15 protein-coding genes are annotated in these 15,938 nt (G+C 68.3%); 10 read left to right on the forward strand and 5 right to left on the reverse strand.

The window, feature by feature from the left end; all coding sequences use genetic code 11:
• Positions 1-76 precede the first annotated feature (76 nt).
• The 7 genes from ACGI6K_RS17985 (at position 77) to ACGI6K_RS18015 (ending at position 9,419) form a co-directional block, all read left to right on the forward strand.
• Entirely contained in the window at positions 77-388 is a 312-nt protein-coding gene (locus ACGI6K_RS17985) for a hypothetical protein (protein WP_376943363.1), read from the forward strand.
• The gene (locus tag ACGI6K_RS17990) at positions 382-2,781 is read left to right on the forward strand and encodes a putative bifunctional diguanylate cyclase/phosphodiesterase (protein ID WP_376943365.1); all 2,400 of its coding nucleotides are present in this window, start codon (positions 382-384) and stop codon (positions 2,779-2,781) included. Before ACGI6K_RS17985 ends, ACGI6K_RS17990 begins: the two co-directional genes overlap by 7 nt.
• 143 nt (positions 2,782-2,924) lie before the next feature.
• Complete coding sequence (locus ACGI6K_RS17995) at positions 2,925-3,167, forward strand: exodeoxyribonuclease VII small subunit (RefSeq protein WP_377968664.1); 243 nt, start codon at positions 2,925-2,927, stop codon at positions 3,165-3,167.
• On the forward strand, positions 3,164-4,051 hold the full coding sequence (gene ispA / locus ACGI6K_RS18000) for a (2E,6E)-farnesyl diphosphate synthase (RefSeq protein ID WP_377968665.1): 888 nt from the start codon (positions 3,164-3,166) through the stop codon (positions 4,049-4,051). The genes ACGI6K_RS17995 and ispA overlap by 4 nt, the downstream gene beginning before the upstream one ends.
• A 756-nt stretch (positions 4,052-4,807) precedes the next feature.
• On the forward strand, positions 4,808-6,709 hold the full coding sequence (gene dxs / locus ACGI6K_RS18005) for a 1-deoxy-D-xylulose-5-phosphate synthase (protein ID WP_394542982.1): 1,902 nt from the start codon (positions 4,808-4,810) through the stop codon (positions 6,707-6,709).
• Positions 6,710-6,823: 114 nt separating this feature from the next.
• Positions 6,824-8,716, forward strand: coding sequence for a TonB-dependent receptor domain-containing protein (locus tag ACGI6K_RS18010; RefSeq protein WP_376949152.1), 1,893 nt, complete (start codon positions 6,824-6,826; stop codon positions 8,714-8,716).
• A gap of 124 nt (positions 8,717-8,840) precedes the next feature.
• Positions 8,841-9,419 carry a peroxiredoxin gene (locus ACGI6K_RS18015; protein ID WP_376948947.1) on the forward strand — a complete coding sequence of 193 codons (579 nt, stop codon included), beginning with the start codon at positions 8,841-8,843 and terminating at the stop codon, positions 9,417-9,419.
• Between the two features lie 608 nt (positions 9,420-10,027).
• Here the strand turns inward: ACGI6K_RS18015 and phnN are convergent.
• From phnN to ACGI6K_RS18035, 4 genes are all read right to left on the reverse strand, one after another.
• Positions 10,028-10,579, reverse strand: a complete 552-nt coding sequence (gene phnN / locus ACGI6K_RS18020; protein WP_376948949.1) for a phosphonate metabolism protein/1,5-bisphosphokinase (PRPP-forming) PhnN — start codon at positions 10,577-10,579, stop codon at positions 10,028-10,030.
• A 108-nt stretch (positions 10,580-10,687) separates the two neighbouring features.
• Positions 10,688-11,077 carry a hypothetical protein gene (locus ACGI6K_RS18025; protein WP_376948951.1) on the reverse strand — a complete coding sequence of 130 codons (390 nt, stop codon included), beginning with the start codon at positions 11,075-11,077 and terminating at the stop codon, positions 10,688-10,690.
• 487 nt (positions 11,078-11,564) lie between these two features.
• Entirely contained in the window at positions 11,565-11,786 is a 222-nt protein-coding gene (locus ACGI6K_RS18030) for a hypothetical protein (RefSeq protein ID WP_376948953.1), read from the reverse strand.
• A gap of 76 nt (positions 11,787-11,862) precedes the next feature.
• Entirely contained in the window at positions 11,863-12,045 is a 183-nt protein-coding gene (locus ACGI6K_RS18035; RefSeq protein ID WP_376948955.1) for a hypothetical protein, read from the reverse strand.
• 285 nt (positions 12,046-12,330) lie between these two features.
• On the opposite strand from ACGI6K_RS18035, the gene ACGI6K_RS18040 reads away from it, so the two are divergent.
• Complete coding sequence (locus ACGI6K_RS18040; RefSeq protein ID WP_376948957.1) at positions 12,331-13,626, forward strand: NCS2 family permease; 1,296 nt, start codon at positions 12,331-12,333, stop codon at positions 13,624-13,626.
• Between the two features lie 34 nt (positions 13,627-13,660).
• On the forward strand, positions 13,661-14,746 hold the full coding sequence (trmA, locus tag ACGI6K_RS18045; RefSeq protein WP_376948959.1) for a tRNA (uridine(54)-C5)-methyltransferase TrmA: 1,086 nt from the start codon (positions 13,661-13,663) through the stop codon (positions 14,744-14,746).
• 7 nt (positions 14,747-14,753) lie between these two features.
• Here the strand turns inward: trmA and ACGI6K_RS18050 are convergent, their stop codons facing one another.
• Positions 14,754-15,257, reverse strand: a complete 504-nt coding sequence (locus ACGI6K_RS18050; protein ID WP_376948961.1) for a DUF4345 family protein — start codon at positions 15,255-15,257, stop codon at positions 14,754-14,756.
• 176 nt (positions 15,258-15,433) lie between these two features.
• Here ACGI6K_RS18050 and ACGI6K_RS18055 point away from each other — a divergent pair, with 176 nt between their 5' ends.
• On the forward strand, positions 15,434-15,868 hold the full coding sequence (locus ACGI6K_RS18055) for a DUF411 domain-containing protein (protein WP_376948963.1): 435 nt from the start codon (positions 15,434-15,436) through the stop codon (positions 15,866-15,868).
• Positions 15,869-15,938 lie beyond the last annotated feature (70 nt).

Below are 15,938 nucleotides of genomic sequence, written 5' to 3' on the forward strand. Positions count from 1 at the left end.
AACTTTTTTGAGTCCGGCGATTCACGCTGCCGCCCGCATTCACTAACGTGTCACATCCCTTGGTTGGAGTGACAGGATGTACATCCGCCTGTTGGCGTTGATCTCCCCGGCCCCGTCGGCCTTCAAGATGGAACCGGCCGGCCTACGGCCCGACGAGCCGAGCGGCCGGCAGGTCGCCGTTTCCGGCGGGGAGCGCGCCCATGCCGGAGAGCACAGCCGCCCGAAATTCCTATCGCACGAAGTCCGACCCATCCGACGGATGCCCGAGGACGACCGTCCGTCGCGCGACACCGAACGCTCGAACCAGCGCATGGTCGAATACGCGCCGTTATTCCGCCCGGGCAAGCCCTGGGAACTGCTCGCCAGCTGCAGGGATCCCAAATGCTGAGCCGACTCGCCCGACTGCCCCTGCGCAAATCCCTGCCGCTGCTGCTCAGCCTTTTCGCCGTGCTCTTCACCCTGCTGCTGACCACCCTGTATCTGCCGCGCGCCATCGACAGGGAACTGCACACTTGGCGCAGCCACACCGACCAGTTGCTCACGCTGCTGCAGAACACCTTGAGCGATCACCTGCATCATGGCCGCCTCGCGGAGTTGGAAACCGCGCTAAGCGAATTCGCCGACCTGCAGGGGATCCGCTGGGCTATGGTGACCGACCCGCAACTGCGGGTACTGGCGACCACCCGCCTCGACCTGGCGCCCCGGCACCCCGGTGTCGCTGCCGAACAGTTGAAGGCTCTCATGGCCAGCGGCCGCCCCGCCTGGCTGGAACATGCCAGAAGGCGCTATCTGGCCATCCTCCCGCTCGACCGGAAGCTCCAGGACAACATGGGAAACGGCGAAACGCTGCTGGTCGACCTGGACTTCAATCCGCTGCTCGACCAGACCCGTTTCGAGGCCTGGCTCTACCTCGGCCAGACCTTCGTGCTGCTTTTGCTGCTCGGACTGCTGCTCAACCGTCTCTACCACCACTTGATCACCCGGCGCCTGGCACGCATCGACCGGGCGGTTCGGCGCTTCGCCGCCGACCAGCGGCCGCGGCCGGCGACGGTCGAGGGCCACGACGAGATCGGCCAGTTAGCCAGAATCATCAACCAGATGATGAGCCAGTTACACGAGCGCCAGCAGGCCTTGCAGAACAGCGAGCAACTGATGCACGAGCTGTTCGATAGCTCGCCGGTGGGCATGTTGATAGTCAGTTGCGGCCTTCGCATCGAGCAGGCCAACTCGGCGGCGGCGGCGCTGTTCGGCTGCGCCCCGGCGGACCTGCTGGGCAAGCGTCCGCGCGATCACCTGCTGAAAGGCCAGTCGCTCCGGCGCCTGTTGCGCACCCCGGCCAATACACCGGTCGAACTGACCGCGCTGTACCAGGGGCGGGAACTGCCGCTGGAAGTCACCTGGACGTCCTTCGTGCGCGACGGCGGCCGGCACTATCTGCTTCTGCTGTGCGAAATCAGCGAACGCCTGCAGGCCAAGAAGCGCCTGCGTTTCCTCGCTCATTTCGATCCGCTAACCCATCTGGCCAACCGCTACCACCTGGTCCAGCGTCTGAAACAGTTGCTAGCCACGCGGACCCCATTGAGCCTGCTGCTCCTCGACATCGACCACTTCAAGCGAATCAACGACACCCTCGGCCACGAGGTCGGCGACCGCCTGCTGGTGGAAATCGCCCGGCGCCTGACCCGCCTGGTCCCCGACCAGGTGCTGGTGGCCCGCTCCGGCGGCGACGAATTCCTCCTGCTACTGACAAGGCGCGCGGCGGAGCAGGCCCAGGAGCTGGCCGAGACCCTGCTGCGCGACCTCAAGACGCCACTGCAGGTCGGCCAGTACGAATGCTTCCTCACCCCCAGCATCGGCATCGCCGACTGCGACGGTCAGGGCGACGCCACCGATCTGCTCAAGCAGGCGGATCTGGCCCTCTACGCCGCCAAGGACGCCGGCCGCAACCGCCTGGCCGTCTACAGCCACCAGCTCGGCGAGGTCGCCGAGCACCGCCTGCAACTGGAGAACGAGCTGCGCCGCGCCTTGGAACTGCGGGAGTTCACCCTGCATTACCAGGCCCAGGTCGACGACCAGGGCCGTCCGCAGGTCATGGAGGCCCTGCTGCGCTGGCACTCGCCGACCCGCGGACTGGTGCTGCCCGGCGAATTCATCCCGGTGCTGGAAGAAAGCGGCATGATCACCGAAGCCACCCGCTGGGTGTTCCGCGAGGCCTGCCGCCAGGCGCGCCGCTGGGCCGGACAGGGCCATGCGCTGCGCATTGCGGTCAACCTGTCGCCGCTGGATTTCCGCCAGACCGATCTGGCCGACAGCCTGCTGGCCATCCTCGAAGAGGAACGGCCTCCGACCGGCTCGCTCGAACTGGAAATCACCGAGACCGCCCTGCTCGATGCCGGCGACGATGTCCAGCAGACTCTGGCCCGCCTCAAGGCCGCCGGCATGCCGCTGCTGCTGGACGATTTCGGCACCGGCCACTCCTCGCTGGCCTATCTGCAGCAGTTTCCCTTCGACGGCATCAAGATCGACCGCCAGTTCGTTGCCGGCCTCCCGGAAAGCGAGCACTCGGTGGCCCTGGTGCGTGGCATCCTGACCATGGCCCGACATCTCAATCTGCACGTGGTCGCCGAAGGGGTGAGCAACGAGTGCCAAGCCGCCTTCCTACGCCTCAACGGCTGCTCCAGCCTGCAGGGCTACTACTACTGTCGCCCGCAGCCTGCCGAAGACTTCGAGCGCATCTGGATACGGCAATCGTCGTCCAGCCTGCAGCCCTGGGGACACTGAAGCGGCGGACCGTTCATCCCCAGGGTCTGCCGGCGTTCTGGCGTAGAGCGCCAAACTTCTACAGCCCCCAATGTTTACCGCCCCGCCCCGGCTCTGCTAGTGTCGCGGCGATTTTTCCATGCCGCCGACACAGGTTCCCATCCATGGCCCGCAAGAAAGCCGCCGTCGACTTCGAGCAATCCCTCGCCGAACTGCACCAACTGGTCGAACGCCTGGAGGGCGGCGAGCTGTCGCTGGAAGACTCCTTGGCTTGCTTCGAGCAGGGCATCCGCCTGACCCGCGACTGCCAGGCCGCGCTGGGCCAGGCCGAGCAGAAGGTGCAGATCCTCCTGGCGCATGGCGGCACACTCGAAACGGCCCCCTTCGACGCGGACGCCCAGCCATGATCGCCGCCTACCAGAAGCAGTGCCAGGCCCGCGTCGACGCCGCCCTGGAAACCCTCTTGCAGCCCCCGCGCGCCGAACTGCGGCGGCTCTACCAGGCGATGCGCTACAGCGTCGTCAACGGCGGCAAGCGGGTTCGCCCGCTGCTGGTCTACGCCGCCTGCGAGGCTCTCGGCGGCACGCCGGAACGGGCCGAGGGCGCCGCCTGCGCGGTGGAGCTGATCCATGCCTACTCGCTGGTCCACGACGACCTGCCGGCGATGGACGACGACGACCTGCGCCGCGGCCAGCCGACCACCCACCGGGCCTTCGACGAAGCCTGCGCGATCCTCGCCGGCGACGGCCTGCAGGCGCTGGCCTTCGAGGTGCTCGCCGACGCCCGGCGCAATCCCCAAGATGCCGGGCTGCGCCTGGAGATGTCGCGCACCCTGGCCCGCGCCGCCGGGCCGGCCGGCATGGTCGGCGGCCAGGCCATCGACCTCGAAGCGGTCGGCCACCGGCTCGACCGCGACGCGTTGGAAACCATGCACCGGCACAAGACCGGCGCGCTGATCGAGGCCAGCGTGCGCCTCGGCGCCCTGGCTAGCGGCCGCGCCGACGAGTCCGGCCTCGCCGCGCTGGCCGTCTACGCGCGGGCCATCGGCCTGGCCTTCCAGGTCCAGGATGACATCCTCGACGTGGAAAGCGACACCGCCACCCTCGGCAAGACCCAGGGCAAGGACCAGGCCAACGACAAGCCCACCTACCCCGCGCTGCTCGGCCTCGCGGCCGCCAAGGCCTATGCCCTGGCCCTGCGCGACCAGGCCCTGGGCGCCCTCGAGGGCTTCGATGCCGGGGCCGATCCCCTGCGCGCGCTCGCCCGCTACATCGTCGAGCGGCGCCATTGAGGCGCCGCCTGCGAAGCGGGCCAGGGCAATCGCATGAAGCGCTCGCCTGATACCAGACTGGAAAGATTGTGTGATCTTTGGCATGGCTGCTTGCCGAGTAGCCGGACAGTCCCCATTTCGGCCCCCCGGCCGAGTCACTTTTTCTTGTCTGGCCACGAAAAAATAACCCAAAAGAAGGCCACCCCCTCATCCGGCTCTGCGCTTCGCTCCGGGTTCCCTCCCTGCATCGCCGCTCCAGGGGCCCGCCGCGAAGGGCCATCCATGCCATGGCCCATCGCGGCTCTCGCGGCATCCTTGCCGCTCGCCCCCTTCCACGACGATTCCGCTCGGCCTCCTGAAGGGGCATCCGGCGCGGCCTGACAAGCCGTGCCGCAAGAGCGAAAGCGCTTTCAGGCAACCCGGAGCCCGACTCCCGTTCAGAAGGCCGAGCGCAGGCGTCGCGTAGAGGGGCGAGCCGCGGGGAGGCGGCGAGAGTCGTACGAGGGGCATGGATGCCCCTTGTGCGACGACCCTCGCAGCGGCATTGGGGCGAGGGAACCCCGGCGTAGCCGGGGCCGAATGACCGGACGCGCTTTCTCTTTGGTTACTTTCTCTTTGCGCGCGCCAAGAGAAAGTGACTCGGCCGGGGGGCCGAAACAGGAAGTATCCAGCCCCTCGATTTCATGCGATTGCCCTGCGAAGCGGGCCGACGAATATCTAGAGCTCGCCGCGATCGGGTAAAATACCGCCTCTTTTTCCTGCCGTAACAATCCTCCGATGCCCAAGACGTTCCACGAGATTCCCCGCGAGCGCCCCGCCACCCCCCTGCTGGACCGCGCCGCGACGCCGGACCGGCTGCGCCAGCTCGGCGAGGCAAAACTCGAAGTGCTGGCCGACGAACTGCGCCAGGAACTGCTCTACACCGTCGGGCAGACCGGCGGGCACTTCGGTGCCGGGCTCGGCGTGATCGAGCTGACCATCGCCCTGCACTACGTCTTCGACACCCCCGAAGACCGCCTGGTGTGGGACGTCGGCCACCAGGCCTACCCGCACAAGATCCTCACCGGCCGCCGCGAACGCATGCTCACGTTGCGCCAGAAGGACGGCATCGCCGCCTTCCCGCGCCGCTCGGAAAGCCCCTACGACACCTTCGGCGTTGGCCACTCCAGCACCTCCATCGGCGCCGCGCTGGGCATGGCCATCGCCGCGCGGCTGAAGGGCGAGCGGCGCCGCTGCATCGCCGTGATCGGCGATGGCGCGCTGACCGCCGGGATGGCCTTCGAGGCGCTCAACCACGCCTCGGACGTGCGGGCCGATATGCTCGTGGTACTCAACGACAACGACATGTCGATCTCCAAGAACGTCGGCGGGCTATCCAACTACTTGGCCAAGATCCTCTCCAGCCGCACCTACGCGAGCATGCGCGAGGGCAGCAAGAACATCCTCTCGCGCCTGCCCGGCGCCTGGGAGATCGCCCGGCGCACCGAGGAATACGCCAAGGGCATGCTGGTGCCCGGCACCCTGTTCGAGGAGCTCGGCTGGAACTACATCGGCCCGATCGACGGCCACGACCTGCCGACCCTGCTCGCCACCCTGCGCAACATGCGCGACCTCAAGGGGCCGCAGCTCCTCCACGTGGTGACCAAGAAGGGCAAGGGCTTCGCCCCGGCCGAGGCCGATCCCATCGGCTACCACGCGATCACCAAGCTGGAGCCCGAGGGCAGCGCGCCGCGCCAGCCCGCGCCTCCCCGCTACTCCGGCATCTTCGGCCGCTGGCTGTGCGACATGGCCGCCGCCGACCCGCGCCTGGCCGGCATCACCCCGGCGATGAAGGAGGGCTCCGACCTGGTCGCCTTCAGCCAGCGCTTCCCGGAGCGCTACTTCGACGTGGCCATCGCCGAGCAGCACGCCGTGACCCTCGCCGCCGGCATGGCCTGCGACGGCCTCAAGCCGGTGGTGGCGATCTACTCGACCTTTCTGCAGCGCGCCTACGACCAGTTGATCCACGACGTCGCGGTGCAGAACCTCGACGTGCTGTTCGCCATCGACCGCGCCGGCCTGGTCGGCGAGGACGGCCCGACCCACGCCGGCAGCTTCGACCTCTCCTACCTGCGCTGCATCCCCGGCATGCTGGTGATGACCCCCAGCGACGAGAACGAGCTGCGCCGGCTGCTCACCACCGGCTACCTGTTCGAAGGCCCGGCGGCGGTGCGCTACCCGCGCGGCAGCGGACCGAACGCGGCCCTCGAGCCGGGCCTGCAACCCTTGCCGATCGGCAAGGGCGTGCTGCGCCGCCGGAGCAAGAAGAGCGACGGCCCGCGGGTTGCTTTGCTGGTGTTCGGCGTGCAGGTGGCCGAGGCGCTGCAGGTGGCCGGGAAGCTGGACGCCACGGTGGCCGACATGCGCTTCGTCAAGCCGCTGGACGCGGAGCTGGTGCGCGAACTGGCCGCTAGCCACGAGCTGCTGGTGACCGTCGAGGAGAACAGCATCATGGGCGGCGCCGGCAGCGCGGTGGCGGAATACCTCGCCGAGGCCGGCCTCCTCAAGCCGCTGCTCCACCTGGGCCTGCCGGACCATTACGTGGAACACGCCCGGCCCGCGGAAATGCTCGCCGAATGCGGCCTGGACGCCGCCGGCATCGAGGCGGCGGTGTGCGAGCGACTGGCCATGCTGAGCTGAATCGACCGGACGCGACGAATCGCCCCCATGCCCTCACCCGAACCAGAGCCGCCGGCCTTCCGGCGGCTTCGCCCCGCTCCATCCGGTCCGCCGGCGCTACGGCGCGCGCCGCGGATGGCCCGGCTCGCCCTGGCCACCGCCCTGCTGCCCACGCCCCCTCTCGCCGCCGACTCGAGCGAGGCTCCAGCAGCCTTCCGCTTGCCGCACCAGAGCGTCGTCTCGCGCAAGTTGTACGCTCCCGTCGAGTCGGCGAGCGCCGCCGCCACGGTATTCAGCCGCGACGATATCGAGCGTCTGCAGGCCCAAAGCGTGCCGGAACTGCTGAACCGGGTTCCCGGCGTGCTCATGGCTCAGGGCGGCGGACGCGGTGCGCTGAGCGGCGCCTTCATTCGCGGCGCCAATCCCGGCCAGACCCTGGTACTGGTCGACGGGGTACGCATCAACAGCGCGGCCAGCGGCATGGCCCGCCTGGAACTCCTCGACCCCGGACGCATCGAGCGGATCGAGGTGATCCGTGGTCCCCTGGCCAGTCAGTACGGTGCCGACGCCATCGGCGGGCTGATCCGCATCTTCACCCGTCGCGGCGAGCCCGGCCTGCGGCCGCGCCTGCGTCTGGCGGTCGGTAACCGGGGCGCCTTCGAACGCGAGTTGGGCCTGTCCGGCGGCGACGAGCGGACCCGTTTCGACCTGGGCGCCAGCCAGGTGGAAAGCCAGGGCTTCGACCGCAGCTCCGACAATCGCGGGCGCGATGCCGATCACGACGGCTTCCGCAGCCGTGCTCTCGACCTGACCCTGGAGCACCGCTTCGCCGACAACCTCCAGGCCGGCTTGAACCTGCTCGACCAGCGCGGCGAGAGCGAACTGGACGACGTCTACAGCTTCAGGCCCGGCGCTCCCTACGAGCGCTTCGTCGTCAGCAGTGTCGCCGCCCACCTCGAGATCCATCCCAGCGAGGCCTGGACCAGCCGAATCGAAGCCGGCCACTTCGAGAACCAGAGCAAGAACCGCGACGACCACAACATCGTCAACAACTACAGCTTCAACACCTACCGGGACTCACTGGCCTGGTTCAATACCCTGAGGCTCGACGAGCGCCGGCAGTTGCTGCTCGGCGCCGAGTGGTACGAAGAACGCCTGCACGGCGAACTCGACTATGACGAAACCCGGCGCTGGAACCGCGCGGCCTTCGTCCGCCATAGCTACCGGGGCGAACGTCTTGGCGTCGAGATCGGCCTGCGCCACGACGACAACCGGCGCTTCGGCAGCGAGGAAAGCTGGAGCGCGGCGCTAACCCTGGACCTGGCACGCGCCACCGAACTGATCCTGAGTTACGCCGAGGGCTTCCACGCGCCGAGCTTCAACGAACTTTACTTCCCCGCCACCCCGGCCTACGCCGGCAACCCCGACCTTGCGCCGGAGCGCTCGAAGAGTTACGAGATCCAGTTGCGCGGCGAACACCGCGGAACCCATTGGAGCCTGTCCGCCTACCGTACCGAGGTGGACGACCTGATCGTGAAAACCAGCCGGCCGGGCAACCTCTCCGACCGTCTGGAGAACATCGACCGGGCGCGCCTGCAGGGGCTGGAGCTGGCCCTGTCGCGCGACATTCTCGGCTGGCAGACGGCGCTGGCCGCCAGCCTGGTCGACCCGCGCGATCGCGACAGCGGCCACACCCTGCCGCGCCGGGCCAGGCGCAACCTGAGCCTGGACCTCGACCGCCGCTTCGGCGCCTTCTCCGCCGGCATCGGCTGGCAGGCGGTATCCAGCCGCTACGAGGACGACGCCAACGAGCACGGGATAGCCGGGTACGCCCTGCTCGGCCTGCGCGGTAGCTGGCAGATGAGCGAGGCGCTGAAATGGCAGGTCAAGATCGACAACCTGCTCGACAAGGAGTATTCGCAAGTGCTCTACAACCGGCCGAATACTCCCTTCTACACCAGCTTCGGCCTGCACGAATTCCGCCAGGACGGCCGCGGCGTCCTGCTCTCGCTGACCTGGACGCCGTAGTGCCTGCAGCCGAAAGAGGCCCCTGCCCCCGCCCGCGAGCCGTGCAAAGACGCCACCCGGATGCAACGGAGCGCAGTCCATGAGAGACTGCCCGAGTCTCCCATGGCCAAAGGAGCCGGTAACCATGCGCTCGGACAACCTTCACGCCCTCCCCGACGATCTGCCCGTGCCACAGGACGATGGAGCCTGCGACCACCTCCCCGGTATGCACCTACCCACGATCGCCTTGTCGGCGACTTCCGGAGAAAGCGTGGACCTTTCCAGGGCAGGAACGCCCTGGGTCGTCGTCTATTGCTACCCACGGACGGGGAAACCCGATCAGGAACCGCTCGGCGGCACGCAGGCATGGAATGCGCTACCCGGTGCTCGCGGCTGTACGCCCCAGTCCTGCGCCTATCGCGATCATCATGCGCAACTCCACGCCTTGGGCGCATCGGTCTACGGCCTGAGCACGCAGGATACCGAGTACCAGCGAGAGGCCGTCGAGCGACTGCACCTGCCGTTTCGGCTGCTGAGCGACGCTCGGCTCGCCTTCGCCGGAGCCCTGCGGCTTCCCACCTTCGCGGTGGCCGGGCAGGTGCTGATCAAGCGGCTCACGCTGATCGCCCGCGCCGGGCGGATCGAGAAAGTGTTCTACCCCGTCTACCCTGCCGACAGCGATGCGGAGCGCGTCAGCGCATGGCTCGCCGCCCGGAAGCGTTAGATGATGGAGCGCGGCGCTTAGCGCACTGCGCTCCGATTCGTCACCGGTTGGAACTCGATGTCGTAGCCGATCGCCTTGGCCAGCTCGTCCTCGAACACGCCGAACTCGCGTTAAAGCTCTTCCAGGTCGGCCACCGCCGACACGTAACCGAGAAAAAAGCCGCCGCCGATCCATCCGGCCTCGGTATAGGGCAGTTTCCAGAGTGCCTGGAAGTCCGGCGAATAGGGCGAAACCGGTCATGCCCAGGCGCAGCAGCGGGGTCAGGCCGCGCGCGCTCGCAGCGCCTGTCCCCTCGCCGGCAACGCCGTCGGATGCCGCATCAGCCAGGCGTCGAGGTTATGGCCAATGTGGGTCGGCACCGTCTCGGCCGGACGCAGCCGCGCGACGATCGCCAGTGCCCGCGGCAAGTCGTTGTGATTGCACGGCTCCGGCTGCGGCGGCTCCGAGCAGTCCGGCAGCAACAGGTCGAACAGCTACGCGGCAAGCGGCGCGGCACTGGCCTCGGCGAGTCCGAGCGTGTCGGGGCCGGCCCCGCCGCGCCCGCTCGCAAACGACGCACTCGTAGCCGTATACCTGCACCTGGCGGGCATTGCCCCTGCCGGGTAGGGTCAGGCGCATGCGCGCTTCCGGATCAGCTGCAGCAGGGCCTCGGCGGTCTGCGCCAGGCTGGCCGAGTTATCCAGCCGCTGGCAATCCTCATTATCCAGCGGCAACCGCGCGTTGCGCGCCAGCCGGGCCTCGATCTCTTCGATCGTCTCGCGGCCGCGCGCCAGCAGCCGCTGGCGCAGCACCTGCGGCTCGACCGTCAATAGCACCGCACAAAGTTCCGGGTAGCGCCGCCGCGCCTCGGCCAGGTGGCTGCGCGAGCCGTTGATCAGCACATCACGACCATCGACCAGCCAGTCGTCGATCTGCCGCGGAATGCCGTAGGCCAGCCCGTTGGCCCGCCAGTGCAGAGCGAAGGCGCCCTCGGCCAACAGTTGCTCGAAGCGCTCCAGCGAAACGCCGAGCGCGTCTTCGCCAACCGCTTCCGGCGAGCGGGTGACGACCCGCCGGACGATCCGCCCGCCAACCACCAGCACACGTTCGCGCACGGCCTCCAGCAGACTGTCCTTGCCGGAGCCCGAGGCGCCCATCAGATAAATCAGCCGTCCGCCCATCAGAACACCCCACCCGTTCCCCTTTTCTGCCGCATCACCGCTCGCGCCCGCAGCAGATCGGCGCGCGGGTGACGGTGGCCACCGCCCAGGGCAGGTCGTAGTCATGTCCTACCCGGCCGGCAGCAGGCCCGCCGGATAAATAGTTGCTGAAAAGAATGTCGAGCACACCCTGACGCGCCAGTTCGGCCACGGCGATATTACCCGAGTGCGAGCCGCCGCGGACCAGGTTCGGCGCCCCATCGGCACTTCGAGTCCGGTGCGGTGGCTGGCCTGCGCGGCCGCGAGGCTGGTCGGGAACCCGGCGATGGACATGCCGAAGCCAGCCGACTCGGCGACGTACTCGAAGGTCGCGTCGTCGAGGTCGGCGATCGACAGCCCGCGCGCCCGGCATTCCTCGACGCTGGCGCGCCGCTGACGGTCGCTGTATGCCAGCGAATTGGCTTTCTGCCGGCGGCTGAAGACAGCCATCTGCCCGGCATCGAGCGGGTACTTGCCCATACTACTCGCGGTACCGTTCTTCCCGGGCGAACCGGCGTTGCCCCGGCAAAAGGAAGAGGTGAAGGCTAGGCGTGGCTTGGCCCCTCACCCCAGCCCTCTCCCGCAGGGCGAGGGGGTTGGAACGTGCGGGACTGGGAGATTGGACGAACGACCGCAGCGGCGCCTCGCGTGACGCCTGAGCTTCGGCGCTACACCGACTTGCCCCCTCTCCCCCTGGGAGAGGGCTGGGGAGAGGGCCGTTCGCCCCGGATGCAAACCGGTTCGCAAGCAAGCACTCGGAATCCCTCGCACCGACACCGAAGGGAAATGACGCCGTGTTGGCGGCTCCCCTATGCCAATCCCCTGCGGGAGCCGGCTTGCCGGCAAAGCTTTTTGCGCAAGACCAGCGGTAGACAGAAACCGCCCATGGCTGCAGCCGCGTATAGGCATGCTGCGGATCGTCCAACCCCCGGTCGGTCATCCACCAGCCGCGAGCGACGCATCACCATCAGCCGGTCGGCCAGCAGGGAGCGACGGGAGGGTCGTGGATGACAATCGCCACGCCCGCGCAGCAGGTCGAGCAACCGCGCCCGGACTGACAGGCTCGTCCATGATGGCCGGAAACCGGGTTGCGGACGACCTGCAGGCGCTGCTGCGCGTCACCGGAGAAGGTACCCGGCAAATCGTCGAGGCCGCCGGCGTCGAGCACGGCGAAGGCGTGCCCGCCCATGGACGGCCACCGGCAGGCAGCCACAGTGAAAGCTCGGCTTGGCGCGCCCCCTCGGAGTGTCGAGGGCCGGCGCCAGCTACACCGGGGCGCTGACGTCGGGCAGGCTCAGGCACAGCGCGTAGTTGGCCGGCGCTAGCCGCTCGAGCGCCGCGGTCGGTGGCAGCGGCCGCGCCAGACCCGGCTCGGCGAGCACCTTGGGCGCCGCGCGGAAAGTCTGCCGGTCGGTCGAAGGCCGGTTGCAGATAGAGGGCATCGCCATCGGTTTTCTCCGCGAACCAGGGCGACGAACTCCACAGGGGTAACGGCGGTTTTTGCGGCGCGCCGGCTCGCGCGAGCGCTGGAGCGCCGGGATGATCGAAGCAGCCGAATAGGCCTTCGGCGGCCTCGATATCCTGGCGAGCAATCCGTCGAACCTTTACAGCCGTGCGCCCGGCAAATTTTCCCGGTTACGCCGAGCTGCTATCATCCGCAGCCCTTTCGCGCGGCGCGGCGTGGCGCGCCCCGCCCGGCCTTTCCCCGAGCCGGGGCACCGACGGAGATCCGCATGCTGGAGAAGCTGTTCCGACTCGAAGCCCATGGCACCACGGTGCGCACCGAACTGCTGGCCGGCCTGACCACCTTCCTGACCATGGCCTACATCCTCTTCGTCAATCCGGGCATCCTCGGCGAGACGGGCATGGACAAGGGCGCGGTGTTCGTCGCCACCGCTCTGGCCGCGGCCATCGGCTCGTCGCTGATGGGGTTGATCGCCAACTATCCGATCGCCCTGGCCCCCGGCATGGGCCTCAACGCCTTCTTCACTTACGGCGTGGTGCTGCAGATGGGCCACACCTGGCAGGTGGGGCTCGGCGCGGTGTTCCTCTCCGCCTGCCTGTTCTTCCTGATCTCGGTGCTGCGCATCCGCCAGTGGATCGTCGACAGCATTCCCCTCCCGCTGCGCCTGGCCATCGGTGCCGGCATCGGCCTGTTCCTCGCGCTGATCGCCCTGCAGAACGCCGGCATCGTCGAAGGCCATCCGGTGACCCTGCTGACCCTCGGCGACCTGACCCAGGCCCCGCCGATCCTCGCCGCGCTGGGTTTTCTGCTGATCGTCGCCTTGGAGGCGCGCCGGGTGCCCGGCGCGGTGCTGCTCGGCATCCTCGCCGTGACCCTGGCCGCCGTCGGCCTCGGCGTCGTCCCCTTCGCCGGGGTGCTGGCGCCGCCGCCGTCGCTGGTGCCGACCCTGCTGCAACTGGACATCGCCGGCGCCCTGGAGATCGGCCTGGTCAGCGTGGTCTTCGCCTTCCTCTTCATCGACGTGTTCGACAATTCCGGCACCCTGATCGCCGTGGCCCGCCGCGCCGGGCTGATGACCGCGGACGGCCGCCTGCCGAAGATAGGTCGCGCGCTCATCGCCGACAGCACCGCAGCCATGGGCGGCGCCCTGCTCGGCACCTCGACCACCACCAGCTACATCGAGTCCGCCGCTGGGGTGAGCGCCGGCGGACGCACCGGGCTGACCGCCTGCACCGTCGCCCTGCTGTTCCTGCTCAGCCTGTTCTTCGCCCCGCTGGCCGCCAGCATTCCGCCCTTCGCCACCGCGCCGGCGCTGCTGTTCGTCGCCGTGCTGATGGTGTCCGCTTTCGGCGAACTCGACTGGAGCGACCTGACCAGCGCCGCGCCGGCACTGGTCACCGCCCTGGCCATGCCGCTGACCTATTCGATCGCCAACGGCATCGCCTTCGGTTTCATCGCCTGGAGCGCGATCAAGCTCTGCACCGGCCGTCACCACGAACTGAACCCGGCGCTGCTGATCCTCGCCGCGCTGTTCGTGGTCAAGCTCGGCTGGTTCGGCGCATGAGCCATCCCCCACTTTCACGCCCCGTGAGCCGCCCATGAGTCTTCCGCATTTCGACCCTTCGCACTACGATGCCCAACTGGCCGGCAAGCAGGCACGCCTGAGCGGACTGCTGGCGCCGTTCGCCGCGCCCGAGCCGGAGGTGTTCGACTCGCCCCGCGAGCACTACCGGCTGCGCGCCGAATTCCGCCTGTGGCGCGAGGGCGAGGCACGCCACTACGCGATGTTCGATCTCGGCGACAAGCGCAAGCCTATCCTCCTCGACGACTTCCCCATCGCCAGCAAGCCCATCAACGACCTGATGCCGCGCCTGAAGGCCGCCTGGGAAAACGCCGCGCTGGGCTTCAAGCTGTTCCAGGTGGAATTCCTCACCACCCTGGCCGGCGACGCACTGATCACCCTGTGCTACCACCGCCCGCTGGACGCCTTCTGGCAGACCGCCGCCGAGCGGCTCGCCGTGGAGCTGGGGGTGAGCATCGTCGGCCGCTCGCGGGGCCAGCGGCTGGTCGTCGGCCGCGACTACGTAGAAGAGGAGCTGGAAGTGGCCGGGCGGCGTTTCCGCTACCGCCAGCCGGAAGGCGCCTTCACTCAGCCCAACGGCGTGGTCTGCCGGAAGATGCTGAATTGGGCTTATGAAGTTCTGGGCGAGCGCGGCGACGACCTACTGGAGCTGTACTGCGGCAATGGCAACTTCACCCTGCCGCTGGCGACCCGCGTGCGCCGGGTGCTGGCCACCGAGATCAGCAAGAGCTCGGTCAACGCCGCGCTGGCCAATCTGGAAGGCAACGGCGTGGACAACGTGACCCTGGTGCGCCTGTCCGCCGAGGAACTGACCCAGGCGCTCAACGAGGTGCGGCCGTTCCGCCGGCTGGCCGGCGTCGACCTGAAGGGCTACGACTTCGGCAGCCTGTTCGTCGATCCGCCGCGCGCCGGCATGGACCCGAACACCTGCGAGCTGGCTCGGCGCTTCGGGCGCATTCTCTACATCTCCTGCAACCCGGAAACCCTGGCGGCGAACATCGCCCAGCTCCACGACACGCACCGCATCGTGCGTTGCGCGCTGTTCGACCAGTTCCCCTACACCCACCACATGGAGTCGGGAGTGCTGCTGGAGCGGCGCTGAACCGCGCTCAGTCGTGTCGCTTCTCGTCGGGATGTTCGAGTGACGGTTCCTGGCGGTGCAGGTGCTCGAAGTCGTCGTCGAAGGCTTTCGGCGCCGTTGTCACCGGCAACGGCGGCGCCACAGCGGGCTCGGGCTTCAAGCGGTACAAGGCGAGCAGCGCCAGCAACGCACTGAGCAGCTTGTAGGACAGCGCGCCGATGTCCAGGTTGCGCAGGGTGCCGCCATCCAGCCAGAGCGCGCCGATTCGCGCCAGCACCAGCGCCGCCTGCATCATGATCAGCAGCACCAGGGCGCTGCGCACCCGTTCCGGGCGCCAGGTCGACCACAGCAGGAACAGCGCCAGGCCCAGTTGCAGGCCGCCATAATAGACCCGGGTATTGCTCGCCGAGACCGCCTCCATCAACAGCATGCCGTTCAGGTTGGCCATTTCGTAGGGGCGCAGCCAGTAGGCCAGGCCCACGCCGCCCATGACCACGACCTGAAGCAGCAGGACGATTCGGGCGAAAAGCATGTCGACTCTCTCCATCAGAAGGAATGCGCCGCCGCCCCGGAGCGGGACGGCGTTTGGCCATCTGTGTGGCGATCAACAAAAGACCCGCGCCGACACCATTCGTTCGCCATACCGACGGGGTTGGGCCGCCAGAACGGGAGGATTATCCTGCACGCTCGCCTTCACCGGAGATTCCCATGCACCGTTCCATCCTGTTCGCCCTCGTTTTCGCCGGCGCCGTCCAGGCTGCCGACCCCGTCGCCATCGACGTGTACCGCGATCCCAACTGCGGCTGCTGCCAGGACTGGGTCCGCCACCTGCAGGCCAATGGTTTCGCCGTCGACGACCACATCGAGGCGGACATGGCTGCGCTCAAGTCCCGCCTGGGCGTACCCCACGGTCTGGGCTCTTGCCATACCGCGCTGATCGACGGCAAGTTCGTCGAGGGCCATGTGCCGGCCGCCGATATCCTCAAGCTGCGGCGCGAGCCGGGCCTGATCGGCGTCGCCGTGCCGGGCATGCCGATCGGCTCGCCGGGCATGGAGATCGGCGAGCGCCAAGACGCCTACCAGGTGATCGGCGTCACCCGCAGCGGCGAGCGACGCACGCTCGCCGACTATCCGGCGCGCTGAGCCCGCGCCGGGGCTGGCGATTCCGCCGCGCAATCTGGGAATCGCCGCCTAGACTGAAGAGTAATCGCTC

Source organism: Azorhizophilus paspali (assembly GCF_043587585.2).
GTDB classification, from domain to species: Bacteria; Pseudomonadota; Gammaproteobacteria; order Pseudomonadales; family Pseudomonadaceae; genus Azotobacter; species Azotobacter paspali.